This window comes from Paraburkholderia acidiphila, assembly GCF_009789655.1.
Classification (GTDB): domain Bacteria; phylum Pseudomonadota; class Gammaproteobacteria; order Burkholderiales; family Burkholderiaceae; genus Paraburkholderia; species Paraburkholderia acidiphila.
Genome location: NZ_CP046911.1, coordinates 1,165,697 through 1,188,172, shown reverse-complemented (window position 1 = coordinate 1,188,172; position 22,476 = coordinate 1,165,697). Strand labels below are relative to the sequence as shown.

Annotated in this window: 22 protein-coding genes and 1 riboswitch; of the genes, 14 read left to right on the top strand and 8 right to left on the bottom strand. The window is 64.2% G+C overall.

Annotated elements, in window-relative coordinates:
- Positions 1–64 precede the first annotated feature (64 nt).
- On the top strand, positions 65–805 hold the full coding sequence (locus FAZ97_RS29620; RefSeq protein WP_158762278.1) for an SDR family NAD(P)-dependent oxidoreductase: 741 nt from the start codon (positions 65–67) through the stop codon (positions 803–805).
- A 22-nt stretch (positions 806–827) separates the two neighbouring features.
- Here FAZ97_RS29620 and FAZ97_RS29615 read toward each other — a convergent pair whose 3' ends face one another.
- Both FAZ97_RS29615 and FAZ97_RS29610 read right to left on the bottom strand, forming a co-directional pair.
- Positions 828–1,358, bottom strand: coding sequence for a cytochrome b (locus tag FAZ97_RS29615; protein ID WP_158762277.1), 531 nt, complete (start codon positions 1,356–1,358; stop codon positions 828–830).
- A gap of 93 nt (positions 1,359–1,451) precedes the next feature.
- Positions 1,452–2,669, bottom strand: a complete 1,218-nt coding sequence (locus FAZ97_RS29610; RefSeq protein WP_158762276.1) for an FAD-dependent monooxygenase — start codon at positions 2,667–2,669, stop codon at positions 1,452–1,454.
- Positions 2,670–2,808: 139 nt separating this feature from the next.
- Here FAZ97_RS29610 and FAZ97_RS29605 point away from each other — a divergent pair, with 139 nt between their 5' ends.
- The 3 genes from FAZ97_RS29605 (at position 2,809) to FAZ97_RS29595 (ending at position 6,714) form a co-directional block, all read left to right on the top strand.
- Positions 2,809–3,753 carry a LysR family transcriptional regulator gene (locus FAZ97_RS29605; protein WP_158762275.1) on the top strand — a complete coding sequence of 315 codons (945 nt, stop codon included), beginning with the start codon at positions 2,809–2,811 and terminating at the stop codon, positions 3,751–3,753.
- A gap of 151 nt (positions 3,754–3,904) precedes the next feature.
- Positions 3,905–5,725, top strand: a complete 1,821-nt coding sequence (locus FAZ97_RS29600) for a chloride channel protein (RefSeq protein ID WP_158762274.1) — start codon at positions 3,905–3,907, stop codon at positions 5,723–5,725.
- A gap of 44 nt (positions 5,726–5,769) precedes the next feature.
- On the top strand, positions 5,770–6,714 hold the full coding sequence (locus FAZ97_RS29595) for an SAM-dependent methyltransferase (protein WP_158762273.1): 945 nt from the start codon (positions 5,770–5,772) through the stop codon (positions 6,712–6,714).
- Here the strand turns inward: FAZ97_RS29595 and FAZ97_RS29590 are convergent.
- Both FAZ97_RS29590 and zwf read right to left on the bottom strand, forming a co-directional pair.
- Complete coding sequence (locus FAZ97_RS29590) at positions 6,707–7,546, bottom strand: ROK family protein (protein WP_233271875.1); 840 nt, start codon at positions 7,544–7,546, stop codon at positions 6,707–6,709. The two genes, FAZ97_RS29595 and FAZ97_RS29590, sit on opposite strands and share 8 nt — an antisense overlap.
- Positions 7,547–7,607: 61 nt before the next feature.
- A complete protein-coding gene (gene zwf / locus FAZ97_RS29585) occupies positions 7,608–9,227 on the bottom strand; it encodes a glucose-6-phosphate dehydrogenase (RefSeq protein WP_158762271.1) in 1,620 nt (539 codons plus the stop codon).
- Positions 9,228–9,454: 227 nt separating this feature from the next.
- Here zwf and FAZ97_RS29580 point away from each other — a divergent pair, with 227 nt between their 5' ends.
- From FAZ97_RS29580 to FAZ97_RS35640, 4 genes are all read left to right on the top strand, one after another.
- Positions 9,455–11,209, top strand: a complete 1,755-nt coding sequence (locus tag FAZ97_RS29580) for an IlvD/Edd family dehydratase (protein ID WP_158762270.1) — start codon at positions 9,455–9,457, stop codon at positions 11,207–11,209.
- Between the two features lie 116 nt (positions 11,210–11,325).
- Positions 11,326–11,429: riboswitch (SAM-I-IV-variant riboswitch) on the top strand.
- A 42-nt stretch (positions 11,430–11,471) separates the two neighbouring features.
- The gene (locus tag FAZ97_RS29575; RefSeq protein WP_158762269.1) at positions 11,472–11,801 is read left to right on the top strand and encodes a hypothetical protein; all 330 of its coding nucleotides are present in this window, start codon (positions 11,472–11,474) and stop codon (positions 11,799–11,801) included.
- Positions 11,802–11,845: 44 nt separating this feature from the next.
- On the top strand, positions 11,846–12,814 hold the full coding sequence (locus FAZ97_RS29570) for an ROK family protein (protein ID WP_158762268.1): 969 nt from the start codon (positions 11,846–11,848) through the stop codon (positions 12,812–12,814).
- Between the two features lie 86 nt (positions 12,815–12,900).
- Positions 12,901–13,587 carry a hypothetical protein gene (locus FAZ97_RS35640; protein ID WP_199272180.1) on the top strand — a complete coding sequence of 229 codons (687 nt, stop codon included), beginning with the start codon at positions 12,901–12,903 and terminating at the stop codon, positions 13,585–13,587.
- 61 nt (positions 13,588–13,648) lie between these two features.
- Here FAZ97_RS35640 and FAZ97_RS29560 read toward each other — a convergent pair whose 3' ends face one another.
- Positions 13,649–13,927, bottom strand: a complete 279-nt coding sequence (locus tag FAZ97_RS29560; protein ID WP_158762267.1) for a BrnA antitoxin family protein — start codon at positions 13,925–13,927, stop codon at positions 13,649–13,651.
- A gap of 168 nt (positions 13,928–14,095) precedes the next feature.
- On the bottom strand, positions 14,096–14,452 hold the full coding sequence (locus tag FAZ97_RS29555) for a hypothetical protein (RefSeq protein WP_158762266.1): 357 nt from the start codon (positions 14,450–14,452) through the stop codon (positions 14,096–14,098).
- A gap of 272 nt (positions 14,453–14,724) precedes the next feature.
- On the opposite strand from FAZ97_RS29555, the gene hpnJ reads away from it, so the two are divergent.
- The gene (gene hpnJ, locus FAZ97_RS29550) at positions 14,725–16,146 is read left to right on the top strand and encodes a hopanoid biosynthesis associated radical SAM protein HpnJ (protein WP_158762265.1); all 1,422 of its coding nucleotides are present in this window, start codon (positions 14,725–14,727) and stop codon (positions 16,144–16,146) included.
- 140 nt (positions 16,147–16,286) lie between these two features.
- Here hpnJ and FAZ97_RS29545 read toward each other — a convergent pair whose 3' ends face one another.
- Positions 16,287–16,547, bottom strand: a complete 261-nt coding sequence (locus FAZ97_RS29545; protein ID WP_028204289.1) for a DUF1488 family protein — start codon at positions 16,545–16,547, stop codon at positions 16,287–16,289.
- Positions 16,548–16,617: 70 nt separating this feature from the next.
- A complete protein-coding gene (locus tag FAZ97_RS29540) occupies positions 16,618–16,890 on the bottom strand; it encodes a hypothetical protein (RefSeq protein WP_158762264.1) in 273 nt (90 codons plus the stop codon).
- Positions 16,891–17,169: 279 nt separating this feature from the next.
- Between FAZ97_RS29540 and sufB the strand changes: the two genes are divergently transcribed.
- The 5 genes from sufB to sufU are packed head-to-tail and all read left to right on the top strand — an operon-like array spanning position 17,170 to position 22,463.
- On the top strand, positions 17,170–18,618 hold the full coding sequence (sufB, locus tag FAZ97_RS29535) for a Fe-S cluster assembly protein SufB (RefSeq protein ID WP_158762263.1): 1,449 nt from the start codon (positions 17,170–17,172) through the stop codon (positions 18,616–18,618).
- Between the two features lie 11 nt (positions 18,619–18,629).
- Positions 18,630–19,442 carry a Fe-S cluster assembly ATPase SufC gene (gene sufC / locus FAZ97_RS29530; protein WP_158762262.1) on the top strand — a complete coding sequence of 271 codons (813 nt, stop codon included), beginning with the start codon at positions 18,630–18,632 and terminating at the stop codon, positions 19,440–19,442.
- Positions 19,439–20,764 carry a Fe-S cluster assembly protein SufD gene (sufD, locus tag FAZ97_RS29525; protein WP_158762261.1) on the top strand — a complete coding sequence of 442 codons (1,326 nt, stop codon included), beginning with the start codon at positions 19,439–19,441 and terminating at the stop codon, positions 20,762–20,764. Before sufC ends, sufD begins: the two co-directional genes overlap by 4 nt.
- The gene (locus tag FAZ97_RS29520; RefSeq protein WP_158762260.1) at positions 20,761–22,014 is read left to right on the top strand and encodes a SufS family cysteine desulfurase; all 1,254 of its coding nucleotides are present in this window, start codon (positions 20,761–20,763) and stop codon (positions 22,012–22,014) included. Before sufD ends, FAZ97_RS29520 begins: the two co-directional genes overlap by 4 nt.
- Positions 22,011–22,463, top strand: a complete 453-nt coding sequence (gene sufU / locus FAZ97_RS29515) for a Fe-S cluster assembly sulfur transfer protein SufU (RefSeq protein ID WP_158762259.1) — start codon at positions 22,011–22,013, stop codon at positions 22,461–22,463. Before FAZ97_RS29520 ends, sufU begins: the two co-directional genes overlap by 4 nt.
- The last annotated feature ends 13 nt before the right edge of the window (positions 22,464–22,476 follow it).

Below are 22,476 nucleotides of genomic sequence, written 5' to 3'. Positions count from 1 at the left end.
AGCCGTGCTTGCGTGGTTTATTTTTGCCGTGTTATGGACTGAGCTGTCAAAAAAGGAACAGAAGATGAAAGCACCTGGCGCACTCGAAGGAAAAGCAGCGCTCGTATTTGGCGGCTCGCGTGGCATTGGCGCGGCGGCGGCGCGACGCCTCGCGCAAGAAGGCGCCGATGTTGCGCTGACGTATGTTTCAGCGCCGCAGCGTGCGGCCGAAACCGTCGCCGCGATCGAAGGCGCGGGACGCGCGGGCGTTGCCATTTACGCGGACAGCGCCGCTCCGGAAGCCATCCGCGCGGCTGTTTCACAAACGGTGGAACGGTTCGGAAAACTGAACATTGCCGTGGTCAACGCGGGCATTCTCATGCTCGGCGATATCGCAACGGTGAGCGTCGAGGACCTCGATCGCATGCTCAGCATAAACGTGCGCGGCGTGTTTCTCGCCATCCAGGCCGCGGCCACGCAACTGACCGAGGGCGGCCGCATCATCACGATCGGCAGCAACACGGCGGTGCGCAGCGGCCATCCAGGCTCGAGCGTGTATTCGATGACGAAGGCCGCCGTTGCCGTCATGGTGAAGGGCGCAGCCGTGGATCTTGCGAGCCGCGGCATCACGGTGAACAACATCCAGCCGGGGCCGACGGTCACGGACATGACCGCCGGGCACATCGAGGCGATCAGGCCGCTCATTCCGCTCAAACGCGCGGCGGACCCGGACGAAATCGCCGGGCTCGTGGCGTGGCTCGCGCGCAAGGAGTCCGGCTATATGACGGGGTCGAGCCTCACCATCGACGGCGGCATGGCGCTGTGAGCGTGGCGGCTGTGCGGTGCGTTCAAAGCTTCATGCGCTGCAGCACACGATCGTGAAGCACGAAACGATGAAAAAGCGCGGCGGCCACATGCAGGCAGATGAGCGCGAACAGCACCCACGCGAGCGCGCTGTGAACGTCGCCCATGGCATGCCCGAACGACGACCCCGCAGTGGAAAGCGCGGGCAGGGGGATGGCGCCGAACAGCGTGACATCCCACGCGCGCGACGAGGCGTTGATCCACCCGAGCACGGGCACCGCGACTAGCAGCGCGTAAAGGCCGAAATGCGTGATGGCCGCCACGGCGCGCATGAGCGGCGTCTGGTTGTCGGGCGGCGGACGATGGGTCGCGCGCCAGACCAGGCGGCAGGCCATCGCGGCAAGGAGCGCCGTGCCGACGCCCAGATGCCACGCGATCTCGCCAACGGGGCGCGTGTCGCGGTGCACATCGGGCATGGTCCAGCCGATCACGAACTGCGCCGCCACGAGTGCGACGACGAGCCAGTGCAGCAGTCGCGCGACGAGGTCGTAGCGCGAGTCGGCGGTGATTTGCATGGGCGCTCCTTGCGCAGTAATGGTCAGTCTAAGACGGCGATTCTAGTGCGCCGAGATTAACGGATCATTAACTGCGCGTCCTGCGCGCCGCCCTCAAAGCCAGGTCCCACCCTGCCGGTCGTTCGGCTCTTGCGCAAGCGCGTCGAAATCATGGATCCAGTCCAGATGATTCAGCACGCCCTCGCGCGAGCCGAGCCGGGCGTTGCGCGCCTCGGCAGCAGGGCCATCGGGCAGATGCAGCACGTCCGCCGTGGTGATCGAAGCGTACTGCACCTTGCGCGTGCGGCCCCGGCGCAGACGCTCGTACGCTTGCTGCGCCTCGCGCCAGTTGCCCGGTCCCGCCTTCGCCAACTGATCGGCCAGCACGACGGCATCTTCGATCGACTGGTTCGCGCCCTGGCCGTGGTGCGGCACAAGCGCATGCGCGGCGTCGCCGATCAGCGTGATGCGGCCCTTGCTCCAGCGGCCAAGCGGCGGACGGTGAAAGAGGCCCCAGCGCTGGCTGATCGGAACGGCGGTGATCATCTGCACGACGGCGGGGTGCCAGTCCTTGAAAAGGCGCAGTTGCTCGCCTTCCTCGGCGGGCATGACCCACTCGCGCGACGGCCAGGGCGAAGGATGGCGCTCCACCAGCAGGAAGTTCTGGTCACCCTTGTCGCCAATCGGGTAGTGCAGCAGATGGCCGCCCGGCCCGACCCAGAACTGGATGGTCTCGGGATCGGGCAACAGGTCCATGCGCCCTGCCGGCACCACGCCGCGAAAGCCCGAGCAGCCCGAATACAGCGCGTCGTCGTAGCCGAGCATCCAGCGCCGCGTGATCGAGCGCGCACCATCGGCGCCGATCACGAGATCGGCATCGACGCGTTCTCCGTTCGCGAACGTCAGGCTCACGCGATCGGCATGCTGCGCGAGATCGACGAGCCGATGGCTGAGCTTGATGCGCTCGAGCCCGACCGCGCCCGACAGCACCGCCTGCAGATCGGCGCGGTGCACGCCCCAGTACGAGCCGCCGAATTGCGCGCGATAGTCCGGTGCGCCACGATGGTGGCCGATCACATCGCCGCTGCGTCCGTCGCGATAGACGAGCCCCGGCACTTCCGCGCACACTTTTTCGAAGGCCGGGCGCAGGCCCATGCGCTCGTAAAAGCGCGTGGCGTTGGCCGAGAGCGCGACGGCGGCGCCGACTTCGCGCAGTTCGTCGGTTTGCTCGAACAGTTGTGCGTCGATGCCGTGCTCGCGCAGTGCGAGCGCAAGCGTGAGGCCGCCGATCCCGGCGCCGATAATCGCAATCTTCAGATCACGCTGTGTCATGACTGTGTCTCCGATATTCAGATTTCTGGGGCGGCTCTAGCGTGGCTTCGTCACGCGCACACCGTGTCCGTATTCTCAGCAGTGGCAACTCATTCCACAATAAAATGGAATGAATCTGCTTCATCACTGGATTGAATGTATGGAACTGGGCGAGATCGACCTCAACCTGCTGCTGCTCTTTCATCGGCTCATGCGCGAGCGGCGCGTGGCGAGCGTGGCCGAGCAGATGAACATGAGCCAGCCCGGCGTGAGCAACGCGCTGGCAAAGCTGCGCCGCTTGCTGGGCGATCCGCTCTTCGTGCGCGGGCCCGGCGGCGTGGTGCCTACGCCATTCGCGCTGCGTCTTGCGGACCCGGTCGCGCAGGCGCTCGCCACGCTGCACGGCGCGCTCAATCCCGTGACCGGCTTCGATCCGCTGCGCGCCACGCGCACCATGACGATCGGCATGACCGATATTGGCGAGGTCGTGTTTCTGCCTGCGTTGCTGGAGCGTCTCTCGCGGGCGGCGCCGGGCGTCGCGCTCAACACCGTGCGCAATACGAGCGTCAATCTCAGCGACGAGATGGCCGAGGGCCGCGTCGATCTCGCCATCGGCTTGCTGCCGCAGCTCAAGGGCGGCTTCTACCAGCGACGGCTCTTCGATCAGCGTTATGTGTGCCTTTTCAGGCGCGGTCATCCGCTGGAACACGCGCCGCTCACGCTCGCGGCGTGGCGCGAGGCCGAGCACCTGGTGGTGGTGTCGGCCGGCACAGGGCACGGTCAGGTCGACGAATGGTTGAAGCGGCGCGGCGTGAAGCGCCAGGTGCGGCTTTCCGTGCCGCACTTCATGAGCGTGGGCTACATCCTCGAACGCACCGACCTGATCGCCACGGTGCCGGAGCGGCTTGCGCTGCAACTCGCCAAGCCGTTCTCATTGAGCCTGAGCGCGCTGCCCATGAAGCTGCCCGCGGCGCCCATTCATCTGCTCTGGCACGCGCGCGTGCAGCACGACGAAGGCAACCGCTGGCTGCGCGAACTCGTGATCGAACTCTTCGCCGATGGGGGCGGGCAAGGCCGCAAGGGAAGCGGCGCGGCGCGCGCATGAGCGCGCACGCCGTCTGCGCGCGGCTCGAACGAACTGGCTATGCCGCCCGGCACCTTCAGCCGGCACGTTCACCAGCCATCACGAGTTACATCATAATGTGATATAAAGTGCGAGGAAGGTTACTGACCGATTTCGAGCGGCAAGAGGAACCATGAGCAATCACAATGGCGACAGAGGCGATTTCGCAACCGATGTCCGGCTTCTGCGCATTAGCTTCATTGCGGCCGCTGGCGGCGCGCTAAGCACCGTCGCGGCAGACTTCCTCCTGCATCTCATCCGGTTCTTCACGAACCTGTTTTTCTTCCAGACGTTTTCCACGGCGAATCATTCGCCGGCGCAGAACACGCTCGGCGTGCTCGTGGTCGCCATGCCCGTGATCGGCGGCTTGATCGTGGGCCTGATCGCGCGCTACGGTTCCGAACAGATTCGCGGCCACGGCATTCCCGAGGCGATCGAAGCCATTTTGTTCGGCAAAAGCAAGATGTCGCCGAAGGTGGCCGTGCTCAAGCCGCTGGCCTCCGCCATTGCGATCGGCAGCGGCGGTCCGTTCGGGGCCGAGGGCCCCATCATCATGACGGGCGGTGCGATCGGCTCACTCATCGCGCAGTTTTTCCACCTCTCGGGCGCAGAGCGCAAGGCGCTGCTCGTGGCGGGCGCCGTGGCGGGCATGACGGCGGTGTTCGGCACGCCGGTCGCCGCCGTGCTGCTCGCCATCGAACTGCTGTTGTTCGAGTTGCGGCCCCGCAGCCTGCTGCCCGTTGCGATTGCCTGCGTCGTGGCGGGGTTCACGCGTCCGCTGCTGCTCGGCAGCGGCCCGCTCTTCCCGCTCCAAACCATGCCGCTCGGGGCTGTCGGCATCGTGTCGTCGTGCATTGCCGGGGTCGTTGCGGGTGCATTGTCGTGGGGCCTTTCCACGTGGCTCTACAAGGTCGAGGACCTGTTCGGCAAGCTGCCGGTCCACTGGATGTGGTGGCCGGCGCTCGGCGCCATCGCCGTGGGCATTGGTGGCTATTTTCAGCCGCGCACGCTAGGCGTGGGCTACGACGTGATCGGCGACCTGCTGCACAACCAGCTCGCCATGCAGGCCGTGATCGGCATCGTGGCGGTCAAGGCCATTATCTGGGTCATTGCGCTCGCGTCCGGCACTTCGGGCGGCGTGCTCGCGCCGTTGCTGATGATGGGCGCGGGTGTGGGCGCGCTGGTCGGCCCGTATATGCCCGGCCACGAACCCGCGGTGTGGCCGCTCATCTTCATGGCGGCGGCGCTCGGCGGCATGATGCGCGCGCCGGTCATGGCCGCCGTGTTCGCGTTCGAGCTCACGGGCGACGCCAATGCGCTGCTGCCACTGCTCGCTTCGGCCGCGGTGGCGTATGGATTCACGGTGCTGCTCATGCGCCGCTCGATCCTCACCGAGAAGATCGCGCGCCGCGGCTATCACATCTACCGCGAATACAGCATCGACCCGCTGGAGCGGCACTACGTGGAAGAGGTGATGACCCGAGGCGTGCAGTCGATCGACGCCCGCACGACAGTCGCCGACGTGCTGCGCACCTACTTCGGCGCGCAGCAGAAGTTCCGCGCGTTCCCGGTGGTCGACAACGGCGTGCTCGTGGGCATGGCCGACCGCGCATTGCTCGAGCGCACGTTGTCCAGTTCGGGGGATGCGCCCATTGGCGCGCTCTTCTCCGGTGCGCTGCCCGAAGTCGCGCTGCCTGGGGAGACTTGCAGGAACGTGGCCGCGCGCCTGGCCATTACGGGCCTCGACCGCGTTCCGGTCGTGGACGACGAGAAGACGCGCCGTTTGCTCGGCATCGTTTCGCGCCACGATCTCGTCAAGCCGTCACTTTCGGTGTTCACTGAAGAACGCGAGCGCGAACAGTTCCGCCGCGTGTGGGTGCCGCGCAGCGAGCGTTTCGCACCCATCGTCAAGCGCCCGGGCGTGACGGACGAGCGCGCCGAAGTCAAACACTGAGCCAGATTGCAGAGCGACGAGTCGCGCACACAACGGAGAATCAGATGCCTGATGAGGGAAAAGCAAAACACGGGTTTGGCTCCTTCCTTAAATCGTTTGCGGCGCGCGTGCTGACCGAGCGCGACACGCACCTGGGCGACGTGCCCAACGAATATTTCGCCATGTGGCTGGACCCCAGAATGGTCTATTCGTGCGCGTGGTTCGAAAGCGGCGAGGAAGATCTCGCGACGGCGCAGCTCAAGAAAATCGACCACGTGCTCACGAAAATCGGTCTGAGACCAGGTCACCGCCTGCTCGATGTGGATTGCGGATGGGGCGCACTGGTCATGCGGGCCGCAGAGCAATACGGCGCACGCTGCGTAGGCATCACGCAGTCGAAGAACCAGTTCGAATGGGCGCGCGAGTGCGTGAAGGCTGCGGGTCTTGCCGATCGCATCGACATACGCCTGCAGGCGTATGCCGATGTCAAAGGGCGTTTCGACCGCATTGCGAGTCTTGGCATGTTCGAATGCGAAGGCCGCAGCGATCTTCAGGACTACGTTTCAGTCTTGCAGGAACACCTGGAGCCGGACGGTGTGCTCGTGAGCCACGGCATCACGTCCACGGCGCCTGGCAGCATCGATTCGCGCTTCGGGCTGGACAGCGGCGCGTACCTCGCGCGCTATCTCTTTCCCGACGACGAGCTGCCCGATCTGGGCTATGCGCTCACCGCCATGCGCGAAAGCGGCATCGAGGTGTCGAATATCCAGAACCTGCGCCGGCATTGCGTGCGCACGCTGCGCCTGTGGGAGGAGAACTTGCGTGCGAAGGAAATCGCGCTGCGCCAGCTCGTCAACGACCGCAAGTATCAGACGTGGCGCCAGTATCTGCGCGACTGGGCCACGGCGTTCGAGCACGACGAGGTGTCGATCTATGAGATCGTCGGTCGCAAGGTAGGCACGCGGGCCAGTGCGCTGCCCTGGCCCGGCGTGAGCCAGCGGGTTACCTGAATTTGCCCGCGCGCTGTGTCGCCGCGGGCAATTGCGGCGTTTCGCGCACCGAGCGCGGGTGCCACAAGCGCGCGCCGCCCTCGATGCCACGCTCGTTCGATACGGTCGCCACGTTCGGCGGCAGGTCGAATGTGAGGCGCGCCGCGTTGCCGCCGCCTATCCACAGCTTGTCGTAATGCACGAGCGAGTCGAGGATGCCGATGATCTTCTCGACGCGCGCGTTCCAGCGTTTGCTGCCCGCCTTCTTGCGCGCGGCGTCGCCGATGTATTCGTCGTATGCGCGCTTCTTGCTGACCGGGTGATGCGCGAGTTCGAGGTGCGGCATCAGTTCGCCGTCACGCAACATGGCCGTGCCCACGCCGGTGCCGAGCGTCATGACGAATTCGAGGCCTTGCCCTTCGATGGCGGCGAGGCCCTGCATTTCCGCGTCGTTGATCATGCGCACCGAAGTGATCCCCAGGCGCTCGCCCAGCATCTGCGCGAGCGGCACGTCGTTCCAGCCATCGGGGCCGAGATGCGGCGCCGTGAGCACATGATTGTTGCGCACGAAACCAGGGAAGCCGATCGAAACGTGCGTTGAGGGATATTGCTTGAGCAGCGGCTCGACGAGCGTCGCGAGCGTGTCGACCAGCAAGGCCGGCGGGCAGGGATGCGGCGTCGCCACGCGTATGCGCTCCGTGCGCATGGCGCCGTTCGCGTCGACGATCGCCGCCTTCAGGCCCGTTCCGCCTATGTCGATCGCGAGAATGTTTTCGATGCCCTGCGAGGCGCGCCTGGCGCTCGCCGTGCGCTTCACAGTACTTTTCACAGCGCGCTTCGCAGTGCTTTTCATAGCGCTTTTCCTGGGCGCCTTTTTTTCATTCGTGGCCATACGTTCTCCTTGGCTTTCTGGTTCACTTCTTCTTCGTTTGCGCCTGTGCGAGCGCGCGCCACGCGCGGCCGTCGCGCGCGAGCAGCGCATCGGCCTGGGCCGGGCCTTCGCTGCCCGCGGCGTAGTCGTACACGGGGAGCGCGGCGTCGAGTTCCGGATGCAACACGCCGTCCACCGCCGACCATGTCGCCTCTATGCTGTCGGCGCGTTGAAAGAGCGTCTGGTCGCCGAGCATGCAATCGTAGAGCAGGGTTTCGTAGCCGACGTTGGCGTGCTCCGCAAAGAAGTCGTCGTAATCGAACGTCGAATGCACCGGGCCGATCTGCACGACCGGCCCCGGCGTTTTCACGTTGAAGTCGAAGCTCGTGCCGTGGGTCGGATCGATACGCAGCGTCAGCACGTTGGGCGTGAGCGTATTCACTGGCGTGTCGCGAAAGAGCAGAAACGGCACGCGCTTCAACTGCACCGAAATCTCCGTGCGCCGCGCGGCGAGCCGCTTGCCGGTGCGCAAATAGAAGGGCACGCCCGCCCAGCGCCAGTTGTCGATCTGCACGCGCACGGCGGCATAGGTTTCGGTGCGGCTGTCTTTGGCCACGTTGGGTTCGTCGCGGTAACCCACGCCCGCCGGGCCTTTTGCGTATTGTCCGAACACCACGTCGTCGGGCGTGAGCGGCTTGAGCGCGTCGAAAATTTCGGCTTTCTTGTTGCGCACCGCTTCGGCGTCGAACGAATTGGGCGGCTCCATGGCGACCATGCCGAGCAGTTGAAAGAGGTGGTTGGGCACCATGTCGCGAAACGCGCCGGTCTGCTCGTAGAACTTGCCGCGGCCTTCCACGCCGATCACTTCGGAAGCCGTGATCTGCACGCTGTCGATGTACTCGCGCCGCCACACGGGCTCGAACATGGCGTTGGCGAAACGCAGCGCGAGAATGCTCTGCACCGTGTCCTTGCCGAGGAAATGGTCGATGCGATAGACCTGCGATTCTTTCGTGAAACTGAGCACATGCTGGTTCAAGTCGCGCGCCGAAGCGAGGTCGGCGCCGAAGGGCTTTTCGATCACGACGCGGCGGAAGGCGCCGTCGCCGCTGCCCTCGTCGAGCAAGCCGGCCTTGCCGAGCCGCTCGATAATCGGCTTGAAGAAGCGCGCGCCCACCGCGAGATAAAACACGACGTTGCCGCGCGACTTGCCATTCAACTGCTGCGCGAGACGCTGATACGCGCCGTCGTCCTCGAATTCGCCCGCCATGTAGGTCAGGCGCTGCGCGACCCAGTCCCACGCTGTGTCGTCGAGTTTGCCCGCATGGAAGGTGCTCGCCTTGTCGGCGGCGAATTTTTGCAGCGCGGCGTGCAGATCGTCGATCCACGCGCTGGTCTCGCGCTCGCCGTGATTCACGCCGATGATCTTCATGCCGTCGTCGAGCAGACGGTCGACGGCGAGGTTGTACAGCGCCGGCATCAACAGGCGCTGGGTCAGATCGCCGCCCGCACCGAAGATCACGAGCGTGCAGGGCGGCGCGGGATGCTTGCCGGCGGGCGAGGCGGGAGCGGCCGGCGCACCTTGCGGATGGGCGGGCACTTTTGCGCTGGGGGCCGCGCGGGAGGCTTCGTTGGAGGATTCGGTCTGGGTCTGTTTCGTCGACATGATTTCGCTTCAGTTGGCCGAAATGATCACTGCGAGCAAGTCTGATACCTCGCCGATACCTTGACTGACCGAGTGTGCGCGCATTCGGTTCAATCCGCCATTGAAGGTGTTTTGTAATATCGCCGGCAAAGGGCCCCGCTCTGCCTTGCGCGATTCGCTGTACCCTTACCGGCGACGGCGCCTTGACCACGTATTGACCAATCTGACTCGACCCGAGGATGGTGGCTATGTCCGAGAAGAATTCCCCGCACGAAAAGGCTTCCCCGGAGCCGGAGGGCATGCGTGGCGGTTTGACGAATTACGGCGACACAGGCTTCTCGCTATTCCTGCGCAAGGCCTTCATCAAGGGCGCCGGCTATACCGACGACGCGCTGCAGCGTCCAGTCATCGGCATCACCAATACGGGCAGCGCGTACAACCCTTGCCATGGCAACGTGCCTCAACTGCTCGAGGCGCTCAAGCGCGGCATTTTGCTGGCGGGCGGATTGCCGATGGAATTCCCGACCATCTCCATTCACGAGAGCTTTTCGCAGCCAACGAGCATGTTCATGCGCAACCTCATGTCGATGGATACCGAGGAGATGATTCGCGCGCAGCCCATGGACGCTGTCGTGCTCATCGGCGGCTGCGACAAGACCGTGCCCGCGCAATTGATGGGCGCCATATCGGCGGGCATTCCCGCCATTCAGCTCATTACGGGGTCCATGGTGACAGGCGCGCATCGCGGCGAACGCGTGGGCGCGTGCACGGATTGCCGCCGCTATTGGGGCAAGTTTCGCGCGGGCGAAGTCACGGCGCAGGAGATCGCGGAGGTGAACGACCGCCTGGTGCCGAGCGTCGGCACCTGTGCCGTCATGGGTACGGCCAGCACCATGGCGTGTGTGGCGGAAGCCATGGGCATGACCGTGCCGGGCGGCGCCACGCCTCCCGCCGTGACGTCGGACCGCATGCGCGTGGCCGAGCAGACCGGCGCACAGGCTGTGGAGATGGCGGCGCGGCGGCGCTCGATCGACCAGGTGCTCGGTGCCCAGTCGATCGAGAACGGCTTGCGGGTGCTGCTGGCCATTGGCGGTTCGACGAACGGCATCGTGCATCTTGCCGCCATTGCCGGACGGCTCGGCTTCGACATCGATCTGGACGCGGTGGACCGCATGGGCCGCGAAACGCCGGTCCTGCTCAACCTGAAGCCTTCCGGCGAGCACTACATGGAAGATTTTCATCGGGCTGGTGGCATGGCCACGCTGCTTCACGAACTGAAGCCCCTGCTTCATCTCGATGCCATGACCGTGACGGGCCGCACGCTGGGCGAGGAGATGGAGCGCGCCGGACCGCGCTTCGCGCAAGACGTGGTGAAGCCGCTTGGCGCGCCCATCTATCCGCAAGGGGGGCTGGCCGTCCTGCGCGGCAATCTTGCGCCGGGGGGCGCAATCATCAAACAATCGGCGGCTTCCGCGGCGCTGATGGAGCACGAGGGCCGCGCGGTCGTATTCGAGGACGCCAGCGACATGGCGAACCGCATCGACTCCGACGACCTCGACGTGCACGCCGACGACGTCATCGTCCTCAAGCGGATTGGGCCCAAAGGCGCGCCGGGCATGCCCGAGGCCGGCTACATTCCGATCCCGAAGAAACTTGCCCGGGCCGGGGTGAAAGACATGGTGCGGATTTCGGACGGACGGATGAGCGGCACGGCATTCGGGACGATCGTGCTGCACGTCACGCCGGAAGCCGCCATCGGCGGCCCGCTTGCGCACGTGCGTAACGGCGACCGCATCCGCCTGAGCGTGGCCAACCGCGAGATCGCCTTGCTCGTGGACGACGAAGAACTGAGGCGCCGGGCGCAGGCGAATCCGGTGACGGTGCCCACGGCGAGCCGCGGTTATCACAAGCTGTTTCTCGACACCGTGACCCAGGCGGACAAGGGCGCCGACTTCGATTTCCTCAGGGCGGCCGAGTCGCGGGGCGCAGTCCCGAGAAAGTAGTTTGCGGGCCGCAAAGCCGGGCACGAGGGCGCTGCGCGCCGCACTCCTTGCCCGGCGCCTTGATTCCGGTATAATGAAAGCTCGTTCGGAATATCGAACAAGAGCAACAGAGCGTAGCAAAGCATCCAGAGTCGGACTGACCGACGCCAACCTGCCCTCCCGGGCAAGGTGGAAGCCCTCGAGGCGATGCGGCCGATTTACGGCAACGAAGCGGGAGCAGCGTAGCTGGCACCGGTTCGATCAACCTTCATCCGGAGTCACTATGCGTCAAGATATCCCCGCCGCTTTGGCCACGTCCTCCTCCGTCTGTGAGGACTTCGCGCACTGCCTTCCTGGCTTCACGCTCACGCATACCGTTCATCTGGTGTCCGGTCTGGACCTCGGCGTCGTTTCGACGGCCGCCGGCGTGCTCGACGGCGAACAGGTGGTGGTCGACCGGTGGGCGGTGACCCGTTGCGGCGACGTGCTCGAGCAAAAAATCGTATTTGGCGAGATGACCGAAGGGCGCGCGACGCGGCTGCGCGAACAGCTCGCGGCCGTCGACGGCGTATTGCGTGCCAAGATAGAGCATCATTTCGTTCGCGCCCGCTGAGCCCTCAGGCCGGCGTCGCACGGGCGCGGTTAGAGGAGCCACGGGTGCCAGACAGCAGCGCTGAACACAAGCAAAACTCACGAGTCTTTGTCGCGGACATCGGCGGCTCTTACATCAGGCTCGGCGTATCGGAGCGTCCTGGCAGCGTGCGCCTGCTCGACAGCATGCCGACGCCGGTCGACAGTTGGGAGGCATTTGGCGCGGCGCTCCAATCCCTCGCAGAGCGTCACATTGGCGAGAGCCGCTCGCCTCTCGCGATCTCGATGGCCGGTGCGATCGATCCCGCAAGTGGGGTGATCTGTTCGTCCAACGTCCCATGCGTTTCGGGTCGCGTGCTTGGCGCGGAGTTGACCTCCCGGCTTCAGCGGCGCGTACGCATTGCCAACGACGCTGACTGCCTCGCATTGGCCGAGGCCGTCGAGGGGGCGGGGGCGGGCCACGATGTCGTGTTTTGCGTGGTCCTCGGCTCCGGTGTTGGCGGCGCGCTCGTGGTGGGAGGCCGCGTAGCCGGCGGCGCGAGCGGCATATCGGGCGAGTGGGGGCACGGGCTGCCTGTGAGCACGCACGTCGACTTCAACGGCACGGGCCACGCGGAGCCTGTGAGCGCATTGCGTTGCGGTTGCGGCCGCATGGGCTGCGTCGACACCATCGGCGGGGCACGTGGCCTTGAGCGGCTCAACGCGCTGCTGAACGGCGAACAGCAAGACAGCCACGCCCTTCTCGACGATTGGCAGCAAGGCAGCGCTCGCGCGCAGCGCACCGTTTGCGCCTGGCTCGCCCTCGTATCGGAACCGCTGGCAGCTGTCATCAACATTACCGGTGCTTCGGTCGTGCCGGCTTGCGGCGGACTATCCAATGTGTCCCCACTCATCGAAGCGCTGGATGCCGCCGTGCGCAAGCGTACGCTGCGGGAATTTCGCGAGCGTGTAGTCGTGCCCGGCAGGTTCCGGCACGACGGCGGGCTTATCGGCGCGGCCATCCTCGCGAGGCAGGACGAGTTTTGCGAGCCGTAATGCGCCGGAAAACGCGCACACAAGAAAAATGGGCTTCCGACGCCTAAACTTATTGTTGAAGCCAACCGGCTATCGGGGTGAGCATCATGAAAGGGCGTGAATTGTGCAGACTCGTTCTCGTGCTCGTGGCGCTATGCATCAGCGCCGGGGCGAGCGCGGGTAGGGGCGGCGGCGGGTGGTATCACGGCGGCGGCGGTGGCGGCGGCTGGGGTGGTGGCGGAGGCGGCGGTGGTTACGGCGGAAGCTGGGGCGGCTACGGCGGCGTGAATCACAGCAGCGGCTGGGGCGGCGGTTACCACGGCAGCTATAGCGGTGGCGGTTGGTATCACGGCGGTTATTACCATGGCGGCTATTACCATGGCTGGTATCACGGTGGCTACTATCACGGTTGGTACGGCTGCTGCAGTTCGGTGAGCGTCGGCTTCTACTTCGGGCCGGGTTTCATCTACGGCTATCCGTTTTATCCGTACTACTATCCGGCGTTTATCGGCAGCGTCTATTACCCCTACGTTTCCGGCGATTTCTCGCAGCCCACGCAGTGGATCGAACAGGGGCAGGGCCAGGGGCAGGCCCAGCAAGAGCCTCAGTACGGCGGCCCCGCCATGTACGATCAAAACGAGCAGTATGGGCAAGGCGGCGGGCAAGGCGGGCAGGGTGGCGACGCCCCATACGGCGTCTGGTACTACTGCGTAGCGTCGCAAACCTACTATCCGTACGTGCGCACCTGTGCCGGCGGCTGGCAGCAGGTCCCTGCGCGGCCACCTGACAGTTGAGTGACGAGGGGGCTTTGGGCGACTCCGCGCAAGGCCCCGGCCGGTCCGATCCTTCTGCGCCTTATGCTTCGACCTCGGTGGGGGAATGCGTCTTCAGCCAGTCGCGCACCGCAGCATTGAGGCGCGACTGCCAGCTAGGGCCGGTAGCCTTGAAGGCTTCGAGAATGTCGTCGTCGAAGCTGATGGTCGTTGCCGTTTTCTGGCTGCCTGGCGGGCGGCCGCGGCGCACGATTTTGTCGCCCTCGCGCAGTTCCGCTTGCTCGATCCATTCGTCCGAAATCTCGGGAGCGTCGTCCGCATCAACCCAGGTGCGGCGCGAGCCGGTTGATTTCGCGTGCATTGGCTTTCCTCATGCTGATCCAATCCTTTTTTGTTGGTACAGCAATTAGGGAAGGATGCGCAAGGCTGCCGGCTTTGGCGCCTTATGGGAGATCAAGCCGCACGTAGCCGCAAGGGCCTGATGGCCCTGCGGTGCTTGGGCACGCCGCGGCAGAGCATCCCGCTTACATCAAGTGATTAACGTGTAAGGGTCCGCCTCCAGCGCGACTCCCGCACTGCGAATCACCTGCAGGTAAGTGAACGTGTCGCCCACGGCCGCACTGGCTTCCTCCGCGAGATTGCGTACGTTCGCCGATCTTTCGGCGCTCGCCATCATGAATTCGAGCGTGTCGGCATGCACGAATCCGTGCGCAGCCGCCGCACTGAGAACCGCATCCAGAACACGCCGGGCTGCTGCCCGGGCTTCAGCCGAAGCGAGTGGGGCGCGGTAGGCGAGAAAGCCCGCCATCAGCAGGAATTCGGCCGGGCTGATATGGTGGCCATTTCCGACCGGCACGCCTTCCGACATGTCGTGATAGCGCGACATACATTGCCTCCTGCTTTGGAGTGCTGTGAATGCTGCTGCGGACGCCCCAAAAAATATAGTACAGAAAGCATCGCTCATGCCGACGAATGCGGCGCTCACCTGGCGCCGGCCTTTTCAACTGGGTGTTTCGATAAGCGGCACAGGCTTTTTTTCGCCATGCCGCGAAGGCAAGTCGTAGTATTCTTGACCGGGCAAAGCAGCCATCCAGCAAGTGTCATGTTTTTGTAGGCTTCGAGACAAATTCACGATTTTTCTCAGAGGGCATTCCATTCATGAAAACGCTGTTTCTGCAGGCACCTTCGTATGAAGGCTTCGATGGCGGCGCGGGTTCACGTTTTCAAACAAAGCGTGAGATCCGCTCGTTCTGGTATCCAACGTGGCTCGTTCAGCCGGCCGCGCTCGTCGAAGGCAGCCGCGTGGTCGATGCCCCCGCAGACGAGCTTTCACTGGAAACGACCCTGGATATCGCTCAGGAATACGAACTGGTGATCATTCACACAAGTTCACCCTCGTTCCAGAGCGACGTTCGGTTTGCCGAGCACTTGAAGCGGCGCAAGAGCACGATCCTTATCGGCATGATCGGTGCGAAAGTGGCGGTCGATCCTCATGGTTCGCTTACCGCGAGCGACGCGCTCGACTTCGTCTGCCGCGAAGAATTCGACTTCACGTGCCGCGAAATTGCACAGGGACTACCGTTCGAATCGATTCTGGGCCTGAGCTATCGCCTGCCCGACGGCGGGATCATGCACAACGACGCCCGGCCGATTCTCGAAGACATGGACCAGCTTCCCTTCGTCTCGCCGATCTACAAGCGCGACCTCACGCCCGAGCATTATTTCAGCGGCTATCTCAAGCATCCCTATCTGTCGCTCTACACGGGGCGTGGCTGCAAATCCCGCTGCACGTTCTGCCTTTGGCCGCACACGGTCGGCGGCCACCGCTATCGCACGCGCTCGGTCGAGCACGTGCTGGAAGAAGTGAAATGGATTCGGGACAACATGCCCGAAATCAAGGAGATCATGTTCGATGACGACACGTTTACGGATCTGCGGCCGCGCGCCGAAGAGATCGCGCGCGGGCTCGGCAAGCTAGGCGTGACGTGGTCGTGCAATGCCAAGGCGAATGTGCCGTACTCCACCCTGAAGGTCATGAAGGACAACGGGTTGCGGCTCCTGCTCGTGGGCTACGAATCCGGCGACGACAAGATCCTCGTGAACGTCAAAAAGGGCTTGCGTACCGATATGGCGCGCCAGTTCAGCGAGGATTGCCGCAAGCTCGGCATCAAGATCCACGGGACCTTCATTCTCGGTCTGCCGGGCGAGACGCACGAGACGATTCAGAAGACCATTCAGTACGCGAAAGAGATCAATCCCCATACCATTCAGGTGTCGCTCGCCGCGCCATATCCCGGCACGGTGCTGCATAAGCAGGCGGTTGAAAATGGCTGGCTGAACGATACCAAGGTCATTACGCTCATCAATTCGGCGGGAACGCAGGCTTCGACAATCGGATATCCGCACCTCTCGCGCGAAGAGATCTACCTTGGCGTCGAGGAGTTCTACAAGCGCTTTTATTTCCGGCCGTCGAAGATCTGGGAAATCGTCCGCGAGATGCTGGTGAGCTGGGAAATGATGAGGCGGCGCCTGCAGGAAGGCGCGGAGTTCTTCCGATATCTCCGGGCGCGTAAGGTCTGAGTCGCCCCCTCCAAAGATAAAGCCCGGATTTCCGGGCTTTTTTTCGCTCACCGCGGGTCGCGGACGCAGGAAAAATCGAGGCCTGCAGGAGCAGGCCTCGATTTGGCCAACGATTCCTTCAACGCATTGCGCTTGCGCGATTACTCCAGATCGCGCGTTTCGAGCTCCACAGACTGGCCCCCGTTTTTCTCCAGCGCGTGGCGCGCAGCCAGTTCGATGCTCGGGCGGTTCGCCTCGAACGCGCTCAATAGCGCATGCGCCGATGTGCCGGTGTTGCCGAAGCGATCGTTCAGCGCGTCGAGCGATACGCTGCACCATACCGGGCGGTTGTCCACGTTGGCTTCGAACGCTACGCGTGCGGCAGCCACGGCGTGACGGCGACTCGTGAATTCGATTCTCATCCTGGTCCTCCGTTCGTTTCCTTGTTACAGGGTAGAGCCTGGCGCGGCCGATGTTGAGTTCTTTTTGCAGCTATTTCGCTTGCGCGCCGCTGGCGGGGTCACTGCGCATCATCTTGTCGTTGGTGGCCGGGCCGGTTGGCTTCTTCATCGGCATGTTGTCGGGGTTGGATGCACTCGCGGCGCCGGGCGCCGCTGCCGGTGGCTTCACCATCGGCGAGGCAGGCGGCTGCGGGGCCGTTTGTGCCAGAAGCGCCGGCGGTGCGTGCGCGTTCGCGGGCAGCCCGGCGCCTGCTGGCGGCACGTACGCGATCGCGCCCCAAACGAGAAGATGGCGTGCCTTCATGGCTTCTCCGTTCGTTTTCGTCGTCCTGATTCTGGAAGACAGCGCGAATCGCATGCCTGCCGGTGTGTGCGAACCTCGCGTGGCGTCGATGCATTGCGTCGACGAGCGTCTCATGCGGATGCGTCGTCATCTCCCATGTCTCTCATGCCAGCAGGGTCTTTTGCATCGGGCGTGCCTCTTTGCGCGGTTCGTGCGCTGCGCTTAAACCCCGGCCGTGCCAGGGTTTTGACAGCGGCTCTAGAATGAAGTCGTAAGTGCAAAGGAGACCGTAATAACGTCATGGATACACAAGCGAAAACGTTCGAGGAATTGCTGCAGCGGGAATATCGGCACGGGTTCGTTTCGGACGTGCAGTCCGATACGTTGCCGCGCGGTTTGTCCGAGCACGTGATCCGGCTCATCTCGGCGCGCAAGCAGGAGCCGGACTTCATGCTCGAATGGCGGCTCGCCGCCTACCGGCATTGGCTCACGATGACCGAACCGCATTGGGCGAGCATCCAGCATCCGCCGATCGACTTCCAGGACATCGCCTACTATTCCGCGCCGCATACGCAGACCAACCGCCCGAAAAGCCTCGACGAAGTCGATCCGGAACTCCTTCGCACCTACGAGAAGCTCGGCGTGCCCCTGCAGGAGCGCGAGATGCTCGCGGGCGTGGCCGTGGACGCGGTATTCGACAGCGTGTCCGTCGCCACGACGTTTCGTCGGCAGCTGGGCGAGCTTGGCATCATTTTCTGTTCGTTTTCGGAAGCGGTGCGCGAGCATCCGGACCTCGTGCGCCAGTATCTCGGCTCGGTCGTGCCGTACACCGACAACTTCTTCGCAACGCTCAACTCCGCGGTATTCAGCGACGGTTCGTTTTGCTATATCCCGCCGGGCGTGCGCTGCCCGATGGAGTTGTCCACGTACTTCCGCATCAACGCACGCAACACGGGCCAGTTCGAGCGCACGCTCATCGTGGCCGACAAGGGCGCTTACGTAAGCTACCTGGAAGGCTGCACGGCGCCGATGCGCGACGAAAACCAGCTGCATGCCGCCGTGGTGGAGCTCGTCGCGCTGGAGGGCGCGCAAATCCGCTATTCGACGGTGCAGAACTGGTATCCGGGCGACGCGCAAGGACGCGGCGGCATCTACAACTTCGTGACGAAGCGCGGCGACTGCCGCGAGGCCAACGCCAGGATTTCGTGGACGCAAGTCGAAACGGGCTCCGCCATTACATGGAAATATCCGAGCGTGATTTTGCAGGGCGACAACTCGATCGGCGAGTTCTATTCGGCGGCGCTCACCAACCACTATCAGCAGGCCGATACCGGCACGAAGATGGTCCATATCGGGCGCAATACGCGCAGCACGATTCTCTCGAAGGGCATTTCGGCGGGCCGAGGCAAGAACGCGTATCGCGGGCTCGTGAAAATGGCGCGCTCGGCCGAAAACGCCCGCAATTACACCCAGTGCGATTCGCTCCTGCTCGGCGATCGATGCAGCGCCTTCACGTTTCCGTATATCGAGGTGAAGAACCCCAGCGCGAAGGTCGAACACGAAGCCTCGACGTCGCGCATTGGCGAGGACCAGCTGTTCTATTGCCGGCAGCGCGGGCTAACCGAGGAGGACGCGGTGTCGATGATCGTCAACGGCTTTTGCAAGGACGTGTTCAAGGAGTTGCCGATGGAATTCGCTGTGGAAGCGCAAAAGCTTCTGGGCGTGAGCCTGGAAGGCAGCGTAGGTTGAGGGAGAGCGGTATGCTGGAAGTTCGCAATCTGAATGTCGAAGTCGAAGGTAAGCCGATTTTGCGCGGCGTGGATTTGCGCGTGAACGCGGGCGAGGTTCACGCGATCATGGGGCCGAACGGCTCCGGCAAAAGCACGCTCGCCCATGTGCTGGCGGGGCGCGAGCAATACGTGGTCACGGGGGGCAGCGTGCAGTACGACGGCTGCGACCTGCTCGCGCTTGCGCCAGACGAACGCGCGCGACGCGGGCTCTTTCTCGCGTTTCAGTACCCGGTCGAAATACCGGGCGTGAGCAATATTTATCTGCTCAAGGCCGCGCTCAACGCGCAGCGCAAACAACGTGGCGAAGCGGAACTCGACGCCATGGACTTTCTCGCGCTGGTGAAAGAAAAAATGGCGGCAATGGAGATGAAGGAAGACCTCCTGTACCGCGGCGTGAACGAAGGGTTTTCGGGCGGCGAGAAAAAACGCAACGAGGTGCTGCAAATGACGGTGCTGGAGCCGCGCCTCGCCATTCTCGACGAGACCGACTCCGGGCTCGACATCGACGCGCTGCAACTCGTCGCGCGCGGTGTGAACCAGATGCGCAGCGCGGACCGGGCGATCGTGCTGGTGACGCATTACCAGCGCCTGCTCGACTACATCGTGCCGGACCACGTGCACGTGCTTTCGCGTGGCCGCATCGTGCGATCGGGTTCGCACGAGCTTGCGCTCGAACTCGAGCGCAAGGGCTACGGCTGGCTCGGCGAGCCGGATAGCGACGAACCGGCAGGGGGGCCGGGCGCCGGCACGCAACAGACGGCAGCGGCCAGGGAGCAGCGATGAGCGAATCGACGCGCGAGCACTACCGCGACGCATTCCGCACGATGGCGGGAACGCTGGCGGGTGTCGAACTGCCCTGGCTGCGCAAGGCGAGGCGGCACGCGTTCGACCGTTTCGAAGCGTTGGGCTTTCCCGGCACGCAGCTGGAAGCATGGAAATACACCAATGTGATGTCCATTGCGAAACCGCACTGGCATTTCATGCCTTCGGACGGCGATCACACCGACTATGCCCGCTTGATCGACGACCTCGTGCCCGCCGATGCGGGCGGCCGTATCGTGTTCGTCAACGGCCGCCACGCGCCGAAGCTCTCGTCACTGCCGCCGTTGCCGGAGGGCGCCTTCGTTGGCACGCTCGCGCAGGCAATGCGGAGGATTCCTGATCGGATCGAGTCCATCATGGCACGCCGCGCGCCGGAGGACGGCTTCGCGGCGCTCAACGGCGCATTTCGCAGCGACGGCTACGTGGTCGTATTGCCGCCAGGCTGCGCGCTGGACTGGCCGCTACACGTGCTGTTCTTCAGCAGCGAGGCCGCGCTCGCCATGCATCCGTTCAACGCCGTGGTGGCGGAGCGGGGCGCGCGGTGCTCGGTCGTCGAGCAGTTCGCGGGCATTACCGACGAAGCGTACTTCGTCAACACGGCCACGGAGATCGTCGCCGACGAAGAGGCCGAGATTCAGCATTGCCGTATTCAGCAGGAGGCGCGTACCGCGTTTCATATCGCGCATGTGGGCGCTTCCGTGCGGCGCGCCAGCCACTTCACCTCGCACTCGTTCGCGTTTGGCGGCGCGTTGTCGCGCACGCAGATCGATACCCGGCTCGATGCCGAAGACGCTCAGGCCGATCTGAACGGCCTGTATTTCGTGAGCGCGAGGCAGCACGTGGATCATCACACGCGTATCGACCATGAGGTGCCGCGCGGCACGAGCCGCGAATACTATCGCGGCGTGCTCGACGGTGCATCGCATGGCGTGTTCGACGGCCGCGTGATCGTGCACCAGGACGCGCAGCAAACCAACGCGCATCAGAGCAACGACAATTTGCTGCTCTCGCGCAGCGCCGAGATCGACACGAAGCCGCAACTGGAAATTCACGCCGACGACGTGAAGTGCACGCACGGCGCAACCGTCGGCCAGCTCGACGAGAGCCCGCTCTTTTACCTGCGCTCGCGCGGCATTGACGAGCGTATGGCACGTGCGCTCCTCGTATGGTCGTTCGCGCGCGTGAGCGTGGATCGCGTGGAAAGCGCGGCGTTGCGCAGCCGGCTCACGCAACAACTGCTCGCGCGCTTGCCCGGTGGCGAATACCTGCGGGGACTGTCATGAATCTACTCGAACCGGTGAGTATTCCCGACGCCGAAACGGTGATGGGCTGGCGCCGCGACTTTCCGATTCTGCGCGAAAGCGTGCATGGCAAGCCGCTCGTGTATCTCGACAACGCCGCGACCACGCAGAAGCCCGCGAGCGTGATCGCCGCCGAGCAGGCCTACTACGAACACGACAACGCCAACGTGCATCGCGGCGTGCATGCGCTGTCACAACGCGCGACGGATGCCTATGAAGGCGCTCGCACACGCATTGCGCGTTTCCTGCATGCGGCGCACGAGAAAGAAATCGTGTACACGCGCGGCACGACGGAAGCGATCAATCTCGTGGCGCAAAGCTATGCGCGGCCGCGACTCGAGCCCGGTGACGAAGTGCTCATCACCGCAATGGAGCATCACTCGAACATCGTGCCGTGGCAACTCGTCTGTGCGCAAACGGGCGCGCTGCTGAAAGTGGTGCCGATCGAGGACGACGGTGCACTCGGCCTCGATGCCTACGAGCGCTTGCTTGGCGCACGCACGCGGATGGTGGCCATCGCGCATGCGTCCAATGCGCTGGGCACCGTCAATCCGGTGGCGCGGATGATCGAGCTTGCGCATGCGCGCGGCGTGCCGGTGCTGATCGATGGCGCGCAGGCGATTGCGCATCTTCCCGTGGACGTGGCCGCGCTCGGTTGCGACTTCTATGCGTTCTCGGGGCACAAGATCTATGGCCCCACCGGCATTGGCGCACTGTATGCAAGATCCGCGTTGCTCGAGGCCATGCCGCCATGGCAGGGCGGCGGCGACATGATCCGCTCCGTGACGTTCGAAAAGACCGAGTACAACGTGATTCCTTGGCGTTTCGAGGCGGGCACGCCGAATATCGCGGGCGCGATCGGTCTGGCGGCAGCGCTCGACTATGTGAGCGCGATTGGTCTGGAAGTGGCGCAGCGGCACGAAGCGGACCTGCTGGCTTATGCAGACGCTGCCTTGCGGGGCATGGCCAACGTGAGAATGATTGGAACTGCGAAGGAAAAACTGGGCATTGTCTCGTTCGTGATGGAGAACGCGCATGCGCACGACATCGGCACGATACTCGACCAGTGCGGCGTGGCGGTGCGTACGGGGCATCATTGCGCGATGCCGGTGATGGATCGCTACGGCGTGCCCGCCACCGTGCGCGCCTCGTTTGCGCTGTACAACACGCGTTCGGAAGTGGACGCGCTGCTCGACGGCCTCGCGCGCGTAGAAGAGGTGTTCCCGTTATGAGCGACCTGCGCGCCCTGTATCAGGAAACGATCTTCGACCACTACAGGCGGCCGCGGAACTGTCACCCCGTGCCCGGCGCGACGCATCGCGCCGAAGGATATAACCCGCTGTGCGGCGACCGCGTCACGTTGTATCTGCGTATCGAGGACGGGGTGATCAAGGACGCCGGCTTCGAGGGCGCGGGGTGCGCGATCGCGACGGCATCGGCTTCGTTGATGACGGAGGCGCTCAAGGGGCGCACGCAGGCGGAAGTCGAAGCGCTGTTCGAACGCTTTCACACCATGGCGACGGCGCCTTCGGACCGGCCGGCCTCGACCGAAGGCCTCGGCAAGCTCGCGGTGCTCGCGGGCGTGCGCGAATTTCCGGCGCGTATCAAATGCGCGACGCTCGCGTGGCACACGCTGCACGCCGCGCTGGGCGACGAGCGCGGTACCGTCTCCACCGAATGAGGTTACGTGTGTC